10 protein-coding genes are annotated in these 12,164 nt (G+C 50.4%); 5 read left to right on the top strand and 5 right to left on the bottom strand.

Annotated features, from left to right (window positions below; all coding sequences use genetic code 11):
- Positions 1–471: 471 nt before the first annotated feature.
- From I2D94_RS04015 to I2D94_RS04005, 3 genes are all read right to left on the bottom strand, one after another.
- A complete protein-coding gene (locus I2D94_RS04015; protein WP_195395690.1) occupies positions 472–1,290 on the bottom strand; it encodes an HAD hydrolase family protein in 819 nt (272 codons plus the stop codon).
- Positions 1,291–1,319: 29 nt separating this feature from the next.
- Positions 1,320–2,939: a DUF885 family protein gene (locus I2D94_RS04010; protein ID WP_072683150.1), complete on the bottom strand. Its 1,620-nt coding sequence runs from the start codon at positions 2,937–2,939 to the stop codon at positions 1,320–1,322.
- A gap of 236 nt (positions 2,940–3,175) precedes the next feature.
- The gene (locus I2D94_RS04005) at positions 3,176–4,066 is read right to left on the bottom strand and encodes a LysR family transcriptional regulator (protein ID WP_195395689.1); all 891 of its coding nucleotides are present in this window, start codon (positions 4,064–4,066) and stop codon (positions 3,176–3,178) included.
- Positions 4,067–4,184: 118 nt separating this feature from the next.
- Between I2D94_RS04005 and I2D94_RS04000 the strand changes: the two genes are divergently transcribed.
- Positions 4,185–5,648, top strand: a complete 1,464-nt coding sequence (locus tag I2D94_RS04000; protein ID WP_195395688.1) for an FAD-dependent oxidoreductase — start codon at positions 4,185–4,187, stop codon at positions 5,646–5,648.
- A gap of 189 nt (positions 5,649–5,837) precedes the next feature.
- Here the strand turns inward: I2D94_RS04000 and I2D94_RS03995 are convergent, their stop codons facing one another.
- Positions 5,838–6,122, bottom strand: a complete 285-nt coding sequence (locus I2D94_RS03995; RefSeq protein ID WP_072683151.1) for a hypothetical protein — start codon at positions 6,120–6,122, stop codon at positions 5,838–5,840.
- 437 nt (positions 6,123–6,559) lie between these two features.
- On the opposite strand from I2D94_RS03995, the gene fba reads away from it, so the two are divergent.
- Together fba and I2D94_RS03985 are read left to right on the top strand one after the other, a co-directional pair.
- Positions 6,560–7,426: a class II fructose-1,6-bisphosphate aldolase gene (fba, locus tag I2D94_RS03990; RefSeq protein ID WP_072683152.1), complete on the top strand. Its 867-nt coding sequence runs from the start codon at positions 6,560–6,562 to the stop codon at positions 7,424–7,426.
- 115 nt (positions 7,427–7,541) lie between these two features.
- Positions 7,542–8,396 (top strand): YitT family protein, encoded by an 855-nt coding sequence (locus I2D94_RS03985; protein WP_072683153.1) that lies wholly within the window; start codon positions 7,542–7,544, stop codon positions 8,394–8,396.
- A 98-nt stretch (positions 8,397–8,494) separates the two neighbouring features.
- On the opposite strand, the gene I2D94_RS03980 is transcribed toward I2D94_RS03985, so the two are convergent.
- Positions 8,495–9,892: a sensor histidine kinase KdpD gene (locus I2D94_RS03980; protein WP_195395687.1), complete on the bottom strand. Its 1,398-nt coding sequence runs from the start codon at positions 9,890–9,892 to the stop codon at positions 8,495–8,497.
- Positions 9,893–10,275: 383 nt separating this feature from the next.
- Between I2D94_RS03980 and I2D94_RS03975 the strand changes: the two genes are divergently transcribed.
- Together I2D94_RS03975 and I2D94_RS03970 are read left to right on the top strand one after the other, a co-directional pair.
- Entirely contained in the window at positions 10,276–10,722 is a 447-nt protein-coding gene (locus I2D94_RS03975) for a DUF3284 domain-containing protein (protein WP_195395686.1), read from the top strand.
- A gap of 85 nt (positions 10,723–10,807) precedes the next feature.
- Positions 10,808–12,070 (top strand): UDP-N-acetylglucosamine 1-carboxyvinyltransferase, encoded by a 1,263-nt coding sequence (locus tag I2D94_RS03970; RefSeq protein WP_072683157.1) that lies wholly within the window; start codon positions 10,808–10,810, stop codon positions 12,068–12,070.
- The last annotated feature ends 94 nt before the right edge of the window (positions 12,071–12,164 follow it).

The raw sequence follows: 12,164 nt of genomic DNA, 5'->3' as shown, positions 1-12,164 counted from the left end.
CTTCTTCAGTATAACAGGTTTTAGCCCGATGTCAAACAAATAAAAAAATATTTTTTCCCCGGGTTCCCATTTCTTAAGGAGGAAGCAGAAAGACAAACAGGAATCCGTAAGATAGGCAAAAGGGCCTCGGGTCCAAGGTAAGGGTTGAAAATGAGAAAGCGGAACAGGTTGATGCTCAGCGTGCTTCAGGGAGTGATCAATAAGAACAGGGTGTTTTCTAAATCTGCGAGAACATCCCGGACTCTGAATCTATCGGACATTCAAAGCGGATCAGGATCTCTTTTTTCTTCCGCCTAAATGAATAGCGACATCCCAGCTTCATTCATTGCCACATATTGTTGATTTCAATATTTATGATTCCTGACGTCTTTGCGGCTTCGCTGAGTTGTTGTAACCTGCTCGGCAGGAGCTTCCGTCCCGTTCTCTTAAAAACAGGGTGGAACTAACTGATTTTCTTTCATGGATACCGATTCAGATCAACCCCAGGAGCGTATGCAAGGCGTAGGCAATTCCATCTTTATCGTTGCTTTGCGTTTGATAACGAACCTGACTGAGCAATTTCGGATCGGCATTCCCCATACCGACGCCGTTAGGAAAACGGGTCAACATTTCCAGATCATTCCAGTCATCGCCGAACACCGCGATTTCTTCCGGTTTCAGATTCAGCAGGCAGCGCAGGTGATCAATACTTTTGAATTTGCTTGCCTGGCGATTTGTGATTTGCAGCACCTTGCCCTGATCGGTCAGATAGACGTTCGCCTGATTCCCGCTTATCGCGCGGCAGCGATCTGTCAGCGACAAGGGCAGAGCAGTGACGGAATCAACAAGATTTTCAAAGTAAATCAGAATTTTCACCGTTTGTCTAACCACTTCCAACCCCAGCAAAACGCAGAGGCGCGGATCAATGCCCCATAACGGATCGGCAAAGTCGGCTAACGGTTCATTGAAGGCGTGGAATTCATCCTTCAGCTGCAGCGCAAGATGCAGTTCAGGGACTGCTTGAACGGCTTTCACGCAGCTGGCGACGATTGCGGCGGGCAGAAACGTGTATCGTGTCTGCCCATGCAGCTTTTCGCAGGCGCCGTTGCAATAAATTCCGCCGTCGAATAAGTTCAGTTCGATTTCCGTCCAGCCGAGCATTGTTTCCAGCAGCGGCGCCCGGGCCGTGGCGATGAACAGGGAAATACCTTTCTTGCGGCAAGCCCGCAGCGCTTCCCATGTGGAACGCGCCAATGTTTTCTCAGAGGTTAACAACGTGCCGTCCAGATCAAAAAACAGTGCTTTTATCATTGCGGATTCCTCGCCTCTTAATGATGATCCTACGCAAACCGGTAAAGGCTTGGATAGTCGTGCAGAATTGACCAGCGGGCTTGCTCGCTGCAGGTTAACAACAGGCGCAAGCTTTCCATACTGATCTGTCCCGCTTCAAATAACCGCCGGGTCATCTCATCCGCCGGCAGACCCAGTTCCTTTTCCAGCTGTTCAATCTTTTTCAGACCATAGCAGTAACAGGTGAAATAACCGAACATGTCTTCCTGAGCCAGAACCTGACCGCGTGCGGTCTTCGCATCAAAGCCCAGTTCCCGCCGGTATAATTCAACGACTTCACCGATCGTGCGGTTTTCCCACCGCAGCATCAGATCAGCCTGAATCCGCACTGACGTATGGTGCCGGCGGTAAGCTGTGAACAGCGGAAAGTAAGGATCTTCCGCAAAGATTGATTCGTAAACGTGCTCGCTGCGGTGCGCTGTGCCTTCGATCAGCGGGTCAGCCTTTGGCCCGCGGCGCATCGTTTCCGGCAGCGGATCGCTGTTGACCCGCAAAAACTGGATGTGATGGCCGAAATAGGCTTCATGAATCGTATTGACCTTAATCCAGCCGTCGCTGACGGCGGTGTAGTTGGTTTCATTTAAGAACATCCGGCCGTGCAGCGGACGTTCGTACGGACAGCCGTCCATGTAACCACCCCACGGGAAGGATTCTCTGAGTTCTTCCGGCACTCCGGTCAGATCGCAAATTTCATCAATCGGATGCCACAGTTTCTGCTTGCTGACCGCTTTGACGCGGGCCAGATATTCATGACCGCGGCGGAACATTTCCTCGGCACTTTCGCAAGCTCCGGCCTTTTCGTCCAGCAGTGCTCGAACCTGAGTCATCGTCGTCACCGGCGTATCGCTTAACCGGTTGGCAATCGCGAAGACGTTGGCCCGCGTCGCTTCAATTTCATCTTTATACCAGGAAAGCAGATCTTCCAGATCGACACCCAGCTTCATGGCCAGCGTGCGCCGGTAACTTTCCGGATCCGTGTTCAGGCGTTGATCCTCGTCTTTGATTTCCTGACCTTCATTGACGCCGGCCTCGCGCAGCAGGTCAATCCAGCGGGACAGCGCCTGGACGCCTTCGCTCAGACGATGCTTGACTTCCACTTCCTGGGCGTCCAGCTGAGGGATAATCTGTTCGGCCTGGCGTTTGAGCGCAGCGCTGCGGGATAAGATGACCGGCAGATCCTTTTCGTCAAAATCGGGGAACCGGCGTTCCAGAGCCTGCAGGCAAGCGGGCAGCGCAGCCCATTGATCGCCTAAAATAGCGATGCGCAGACTGCGTCGCCGCTGATCCACGGACCACAGCTGCTTTAACGCATGTTGGATTTCACCCAGCTGAACCTGCGGATGCGTCCAGAAATCTTCCGCTTCCCAAGTCAGAAAATCAAGAACGTCATGGAAATGGTGGATAAAAAAATGCGAGGCTTCATTGTCGTCTGTCAGCTGATCGACACGATAGCGCAGCTGGTCTAAGGTCTCGGCCAGAGCCTGACGATGTTCTTCATCCGGTATCCAAAGGGTGCGTTGGTAAATCTGGCGGCTGTGCAGCCGGTCGCCGGCCAGCGCCAAATCGCGGTCCAGCTGACGGATGATCATAATCTCCTGCGGTGATTGCATGATAAAACCCTCCTGTTAACTTGGCTATAACTATAATGAAATTCTGCGGCGTTGACAAGCGCTTCCGCGGATAAAACGACGGTCAGGCCTGGATTTTAACAAAATTGAAGGCGCTGATTTTAAACGGATCCGGCAACAAGCTTTCTTTAACGCTTCACTGCCGATCGACGATCATGAAAAAAATTAATGAGGCCCCTTTCTCTTTTAATTCATAAGGAATTGCAAATATACTTGAATTACAGCTCTCGATCTTTTAAATAATCATAATGCTGGAAAAATTCTTGCGCAGTGGCAAGGAATTTCTTTGTCTGCCCGCTTGGATTGAGGGCATGAATGACGCCGAGTTGATGGCTTAGATTCAGCTGCAGCGGAATTGCGATCAACGGTTGCAAAAAACGAACGTAATAAGCGGCGGTAATGTAAATTTCCTGAGCGTAACAGGCGTTATAAACAGCCGCGATTTCTTCCGCCTCGGGATATTCCTTAAAACGAATATTCGGAATTGTTTTCAACGCGTCGAGCAGCTCGCTGCGCCAGAGGAAACGGTTGACTGCGACCGTGTGTCCGCATAAGGCATCCAGAGTAATCACGTTTTGCTTCGCCAACGGGTGGGTAGGGGCAAGCAGGCACATGTAGGGTAGATCAATTAGCGGAGTATAGCCGACTGGAGCCGGGGGTTCATCATGATTCCAAGCCAATTCGATAACGTCGGCCTGACATGTCAGAATCCGCTGGAATGGATTGTCGCCCGGATGCAGCTTCAGGATCGGCTGAATATAAGGATATTGCTGGGTAAACCGCGTGATCACTTTTTCTAAAAGTAAACGTGGATGATTCGGTGCTTCAATGCGGATTTTCTGTTGCTGATCGGCGATGCTGCGGCAGCGTTCAGCGGCGTTGAACATCGCTTCTGTCAACTGCTGCGCTTCGGTCAGAAAGGCTTGACCGGCAGGGGTCAACTGAATTCCTTTTGGTGTACGGATGAATAAAGTGACACGTAGTTCCGCTTCCAAAGCGTCCATTTGTTTTTTCAGCGCTTGTTTGCTGATGAACAGCTGTTCTTCCGCTCTGCTGAAACTGCCGCATTGCGCGATGACGATCATCGAGCGCAGCTGCTTATCGTTCATGCGATCACCTCATTTGTTCTGCTTTCAGCATAAACTAAAAGTTAACACAGGGTCAATAGAAATCTCATTCCTTCTTGTGAAAAAATGCTTTATTCTGAAACAAACAGGAGGAAAGAAAATGAATTGGAAAAAAGGATGGGTCATAGCAGCGGCGGTGCTGCTCGTTACAGCCTCGGCGTGTACTGCTCAAATGAAGCCGGAAGCAGAAAAGGAAGTGTCTTCAGCCCAACCAGCGTCGGTGTTGGAATGCGACGCTGTCGTAGCGGGCGGCGGCATCTCGGGCCTCATGGCGGCACTGTCCGCGGAAGAAGCTGGAGCACAAGTAATTCTGGTGGAGAAGCAAGGTGTGCTTGGCGGCAGCGCGGCGCTGTCCAGCGCTTTTATGACAACAGTGGACAATGAGAACTTCGGACCGGATATTGACGATAGCCTGGAAACGACGATGAATTATCTGATGTCAATCCATAATCAGTCCGAGGATAAGACCTTCCCGGATCAAACACAACTGGAAATGATCATGAGTCAGACTGGAACGACCGTTGATTTTATGCTTAACTTGGGAATGCGGGCGGAATTTACAGCGAAGAGTACAGCGACGACAGCCTGGGAGGGCAAAGGTGCGGGAATGACGCAGAAGCTTGGCGAGATTGCCGAATCGAAGGGTATTCAGATTTTACTGGAAAGTCCAGCTGTGGAAATCTTGATGGAAAACGGTGCTGCTGTGGGATTAAAGGTGAAGCAAAATGAGACTGAAATCCAGATCAAAGCGCGAAAAGTTATCGTTACAACCGGCGGCGCGGCGTGGGATGAAGCGCGTTTGGAAGCTGCAATGCCGACGTTGGCGAATATGACGATAATCCAACAATCCGCTGTAGGCAACACGGGTGATGGGTTTAAGATGATGGAACAGATCGGCGCGCAGTTCTATGAAGGACTCAAAATTATGGAAGGCGGATTGGATGCCGATCCAGTGTGGAAAAAAACGATTGAAAAACGACCGGGAACTGCGGATAAGCTTGGCTTCAATGCGGAAGGCCTGCGGTTTGCCAATGAATCGCCAGCCTCGAGTCAGATGCTGACTTACGCGATGATTCAGGATGGATCCTCAGCATTTTACTGGTTGTATGATACGACCGACGAGGAACTGAACGTTTCGCTGGAGGCCGGTTTGGAAAGCGGCGCGGTAGTCTATGGCGATACGATTGAAGCGCTGGCAGAAACCTTGCGGATTGATCCGGCCGCATTACGGGATACATTTGACCGTTATCAAAGTCTGTGCCAAAAACAAAAAGATGAAGACTTTGGCAAGAGTTCAGAGAAGATGATGGCTTACGCTGAAGATGGCGGTTATTATGCGGTCGCTTATTATCCGGTATCTTGGGGGACGCTGGGCGGCGTTGTAACGGATGAAAAGGGTCATGTCCTTGATGAAACAAATACGGTCATTCCGAATTTGTTCGCGGCTGGGGAAATGTCTAATCGTAAATTCTTCAGTGATTATTACATCGGTGGGAACTCTTTGACGACTTCAGCAACCTTGGGCCGGTTGGCGGGTGAAACCGCGGCCGCTGAACTTCGCTAACTTCATGTTTTCAGTACGCATAACAATAGAATTTTAACGAATAAATCAAAATCCTCAGATTTCCCAAACGGATAGAACGCTGGGAGGCCAGAGGATTTTTTCTGTTCATTGAGGCGCAGAAGTGAAGCCGGCAACTATAAAATAAAAAGAACCGTCGCAAAGCTTGAATGCTCTGACAGTTCTCTTAGTTTACGATAAATTTGCCGGTGTTGAGGAGTTCTCTTTCTCGTTCGGTCCTCTTTTTTCCAGTTCTTCTTCCAGACTGAAAGTAATTTCTTCCAGGGATGCAACTAAGCTTTTCAGCTGTTCGATGTTCTTATTCAGCATTGTGCAGGCCAGATCCAGCGATGCGGAAGCATTCGGATCTATCCCTTGCGTCCCTTTTCGAATTACGTTAAGGACGGAATCATCCAGGTTGTCTACGATCGAAGCGAGATCCCAAGCGATGTCGTAAATTTCTGAACTTTTATTCATACTATTCCTCCGGTTGGAATTATATCCAACAATTTCTACTATGACAATCATTTTTTTAGTGAAGTTAAGTAAAAAATTCACTAAAGCAGGTGATAAAATGAAATCGGTAATCCTTACTTGTAAACCCTCTTTATATTACACCCTGACAATAGTATTATACACAAAAAAGTTAATAATTCTTCATAAGTTAACCAAAAATGGGTAAAATTATCCTCTTTTTTTTCAAAGTATTTTGTTTTGAGAGCGAATCTTGGCATCGGAGATTTAAAATCTGTGCTTTCTTCAAATTTTCTCACAAAGTGGCAGATCAGCATTTTTGACTGAAATCTGAGGATTGTTCGGGATGTGTTCTTTTTAATGCAAAAGCGCGGTTGCAGACTTCTCAAATTATGAAAAATGGAGTAGAATAAGGGCGTAGAAAATAGGAGGATACATTTATGGCATTAGTTTCCGCAAAAGAAATGATCGAAAAAGCGCATGAAGGTCATTATGCAGTAGGCGCATTCAACATCAATAACATGGAATGGATTAAATCCATCCTGGCTGCAGCTGAAGAAGCCAAGTCACCAGTCATGTTAGGCGTTTCGGAAGGCGCTGGCAAGTATATGGCTGGATTCAAGAATGTTGTCGCCATGGTCAGAGAAATTCATGACTCCATGGGCATCACCGTTCCAGTTGCTCTGCATCTGGATCATGGTTCATTTGAAGGAGCCAAGGCCTGCATTGAAGCGGGATTCACTTCTGTCATGTTTGACGGTTCGCATTACGATTTCGAAGAAAATGTTGCGAAGTCGAAAGAAATTCTGGAACTGGCTCATTCGAAGGGCATTTCCGTTGAATGTGAAGTCGGCGGCATCGGCGGCGAAGAAGACGGCGTTGCCAGCATGGGCGAATTGGCAGATCCGCAGGAATGCGCGAACATCGCGGCGCTGGGCGTTGATTTCCTGGCTGCGGGCATCGGCAACATTCATGGCAAATATCCGGCTGACTGGCAGGGTCTGAACTTTGACCGTCTGGCTGAAATCCAGGCTTCCACCAATGGAAAACCGTTAGTTCTGCACGGCGGCAGCGGCATCCCGGCGGATCAGGTTGCCAAGGCAATCTCCCTGGGCGTTTCCAAGATCAACGTCAACACCGAACTGCAGCTGGTTTTCGCAGCCGCAACCCGGAAGTACATTGAAGAAGGCAAAGATCTGGCCGGCAAGGGCTATGATCCGCGTAAATTGCTGAAACCAGGCGCAGAAGCGATCACCAAGAAGGTCATCGAAATGATGAACCAGTTCGGTTCCGCAAACAAGGCGTAATCGTTTAAAAACTGAGATCCTCGAAAACCGGCGGAGAAATCTGCGGGTTTTCTTTTTTTTATGCCGGGGGAAAGCTTATAATAAGAAGGATGAATTGTCAACGAGGAGGTCGCTTATGAAATCGTTAAAACAAAAGGGGAAGGATATTGTCTGGGTTGTGGCGGGCAATGCGGTGCTGGCGCTGGCCGTCAGTATGTTCATCCTGCCCTATGATATCTTGTCAGGCGGCGTCGCCGGCGTGGCGGTTGCGCTGCAGCCGTTGATTCCGCTGCCAGTTACGCTGATGGTCAATCTGCTGGTCGTCGGGTTGTTTATCGTCGGAGCCTGTTTTCTGGGAAAAGACTTCGCGATGAAGACCATTTTGAGTTCGTTGATCTATCCGGTATTTCTGACGTTTTTCAGTGGCCGGGTGCCGGTGCTGGATCTTGATCCAATTCTGGCTTCCCTGTATGGCGGACTCTTAGGCGGTACCGGCGTGGGGATGGCGTTACGAACCGGGGCGAGTACCGGCGGCATGGATATTCCGCCGTTGATCGTCCATAAGCTGACGCACATTGAAATTGCCAAGCTGGTGCTGATCACCGATGCGCTGACCGTGCTGCTGGGCGCATTTACCTATGGCCTGGAAGCGGTGCTGGTCGGCTTTGTTTCCGTCTGGGCTTCTTCCGTGGCGATTGATAAGGTGCTGATGTTCGGCGGCCAGCAGGCCAAAGCGATTCAGATCATCTCCGATCAATATGAACAGATCATTGAACGGATTCATTCCGAACTGGAACGCGGCACGACGCTGATCGAAGCGCAGGGCGGCTTTACCTGTGAAAAGCGGAAGATCATCCTGGTCGTCATCACGAAAAATCAGTATCCGGCATTGATGGAAATGGTGACGGCGATCGACAGGGAAGCGTTTGTGATTGCCAACGATACGCATGAGGTCAAAGGCTTCGGCTTCAGCTTTGAGTTCAAGGTTTAATAGCAGCCGGCAAGCCAGGGTGAATCCAATTCGTCTTTGGTAAAGGACATCGGAAATGATATTGTCTTTCTCTGCGAATTCCTGTTCAACTCTGTCGTTTAATCTGAATTTGCGGCCGCTTCATTTTCATCAGCCAGCGTTGATAATGGAAATTGCAGAATTACCTGAGCGCCGCTGCCATCCGGAACGTTGCCGGGAATCATGCGGCCTCCTTCGATCTGCATTGCCTGCGAAACGGTATATAAGCCCAGACCCGCATGGCCATGACTGCTGCGGGCTGATTCATAACGGTAGAATGGCTCGCCGATATGATTCAGGCTTTCCGCGTGAAAACCGGGACCTTCGTCGCTGACTTTCAAGATCCAGCAGGTTTCCGTAATCTGGCCCATCAGCTGAACCGTCTTGCCTGAGGGGCAGTAGCGGATTGCGTTATCAAGCAGATTGATCAGCGCCCGGCGCAGCGTTTCCGCATGGATTCGGGCCTGGAAGGGCGGACAGAATACCGTCAATGTGATTGCTTTATTGCGGCACAATCCGGATACTTCCTTCATGCAGCGCCGGACCAGCGCGTCGATGGCGGTGACGCGGGGCTGTTCCGCCTGATTCTGGCTGCACGCTGCCTGCTGCAGCTGAAATACAACCTGACGAAGCTGACCGACATGGCGATTGATGGCTTCCAGACGATGCCTTGCTGACCGGGCTTCCTTTTGCAAAAGTTCGGCGTCGGTTTGGATTTTAGCCAGCGGCGTCTTTAAATCGTGCGCCAGCACGGTGATCTGGATCTCCCGCTGATTTTGCATGTCCCATTGCTGGATCAGGGAATCCTTCAGTGCGGAGCGCATCGTATCAACGGAATTCAACGCCTGATTGAACTCGGTGAACGCGGTATCCTGAATTTCAAAATCAAGATTGCCGGAAGCGATCTGCGTTGCGGATTCTTCCAACGTGTTCAAAGCCTGTACAAGTTTCCGCCCGTAGTGATTGGCCGTCGTCAACAGGTACAGAAAGAGCGACAAGCCGAGTGCGCCGATCAACGGCCCCTGCAAGTTGGGGATCAGCGCGGCGAATGCCGGGAGGGCGGGGCGGATTTCATAGCGGAATAAGAGGATGACGACTTCCGCCCGCAGGTCGGTGCGAAACCAGGTTTGCGTGCCGATCTTGCCGGTGTAGCTGCCGGTATAGAGAGAAAAATCAGTCAGCGCGCTGTCCGGGGACAACGAAGTATCTGCCAGCTGTTCATGACTGAACAGCACATAATCAAGACCATCGCCAACCTCAGCCGGATCAAAGAAATCCTGCCGCTGAATTTTACCGATCAGTTCCTGGGCCTGTTTCTCATTGTGATTGAGCCGCGTGTACCATCCAGCCTGAAGTCCCAGCAGAAACAGAAGCACAGCACTCCCCAAAAGCGCGAGTACGCCCAAAGCGGTCGTCAGAAAATAGCGCCGTAAAAATTGCGCCAGAGTGTGAGTTTTTCGGTGTCTACGTTTATCCATGGTTCATTTTCTCCCGGAAGTCTTAATCAGAATTGTGATTTCGTTTCGGCTGGAAAAGCGGCGATGGCTTTGTCTGTCCTACATTATTCTTTGCCTTGCGGCGGATTGTTATTTCTATTATAGCATGAAGTACCGGAAGAAATGAAACAGAGTGGAAGCACAGTGGGAGAGCGGAACATTCCGTTCGGTTTTCCAACGTCAGTTTGATCGAAAAAAAGCGATCCTTATTTATGTTGATCAAAGCGCCTGCCGGAAGTTTTAGGATAAACGGCGCGGTAAAGGAAAGTTCAGGAAAGCGAAAACTGCCGGTAAGGACTTGGAAATTGTGGCAATGCCGGGGAGTTCACGGTATAATAGGTACGGATAAGGTAAGGATGAGGTTTATGCAGATACAGCACGAGTTTCCCTGTTCTGCCGTGCAGTTTTTCAATTTCATGGCACGGCGGATTGCGCAGGACATTCAGATCGAAACCGATAAGAAATTGACAATCGCCCAGATTCATGAGGGCATGAAATATGATAAGAAGGTTCTGGTTTCAGAAAGGAAGCAGCGGGTCGGCAAGGCGCAGGTCGCGGTATACGACAAGCCGGGTCATGTCCAGCTGCGGGTCGATATGTTTGACGGTACGCAGGTGATTGACACCCGATGCGCCGCGCTGGGCGAGGATCGTTGTCAGGTGACGTACAGCGAGGAATTCCTGCCGTCCAGCATGGAGAAAAAACTGGCCATCGCCAGCTTTTCCTGGATGGGCAGAAAGAATAACAAAAAGAAGCTGCAGAAACTGATGGATCAATGGGAAGCAGAGATTCGTCAGCTGTATTGCGAGTAAGGTTTCCGCGTTCATTGAATCAGGGAACAATCACGTTTTCAGCCAAACTTAATAGTATGATAGTGCAATGAAAGGAGCCCAACCGATGGAAGAAGTATTTAAGATTGAAGGCGGTCATCAGCTGAACGGAGAGGTCAGAATCAGCGGGGCGAAGAACGCGACGGTGGCTTTAATCCCGGCCTCCATTCTGGCTAACGGCCCGGTGACGATCTGCGGCGTTCCGGATATCGCGGACGTGGAGTCGTTATCGACCTTGTTAGAGGAATTGAACGTCGCGGTGGTGCATAAGGATCGGGGGCATCTGATCATCGATCCGACGGAGATGATCAACTGCCCGCTGGAACATCCGGCGGTTACGAAGCTGCGGGCTTCCTATTATTTCATGGGAGCCTTGTTAGGCAAATACAAGCATGTGAAAATTAAAATGTCGGGCGGCTGTTATCTGGGGCCGCGTCCGATTGATCTGCATCTCAAGGGCTTTGAAGCGCTGGGGGCGAAGGTCGACTATCAGAAAGGGTGTTACACGATCGAAGCGGAAGAATTGATCGGAACAAAGATCTTCCTGGATATTTCTTCGGTCGGCGCGACGATCAACATCATGATGGCGGCGGTGTATGCAAAGGGCCGCACGACGATTGAAAACGCGGCGAAGGAGCCGGAAATCATCGACGTTGCGACGCTTTTAAACAAGATGGGCGCGCATATCCGCGGCGCGGGGACGAATGTGATCACGATTGACGGCGTGGATTATTTATCCGGCTGCTTCCATGAGATCATCCCGGACCGGATTGAAGCGGGCACGTTTATTATCATGGCGGCCGCGGCGGCTAAGGAAATGAAGATTACCAATATCATTCCGCAGCATCTGGAATCGTTGTTATCAAAGCTGCAGGAAATGGGCGTGGATATGGAAGTCGATGTCGACAGCGTGACGATCCGCGGTGGCGGGAAGCTGCAGGGCGTGGATATCAAGACGCTGCCGTATCCCGGCTTTGCGACGGATTTGCAGCAGCCGTTATCGGCGTTGCTGACGCAGGCGGAAGGCAAGTCGACGATCAAGGAAACGATATATCCGGAACGGTTTAAACATTGTATCGAACTGCAGCGGATGGGCGCGGATATCAGCGTCGGTCAGGGCAGCTGTACGATCGAAGGAATCACGCCGCTCTATGGCGACCGGGTTACTGCAACGGATCTGCGCTGCGGCGCCAGTCTGGTAGTGGCGGGCTTGCTAGCGGAAGGCGTGACGGAGATTCATGAAATTTATCACATCGAACGAGGCTACGATGATCTGGATGGCAAGCTGCGGGCCTTGGGCGCAAACATCTGGCGGGAAACGATCGAATAGCGCCATTATGAAATCAGGGCTCTTTCAAAAATAGTGTTGGTGAGAGAAAAACCGAAACAAGAAAGACGCAGATGAGTTCCAGAAATGGGACTCA

Origin of the sequence: Holdemania sp. 1001302B_160321_E10 (assembly GCF_015552275.1) — a bacterium.
Lineage (GTDB): Bacteria > Bacillota_I > Bacilli_A > Erysipelotrichales > Erysipelotrichaceae > Holdemania.
This window is presented reverse-complemented; position numbering and strand designations above follow the sequence as displayed.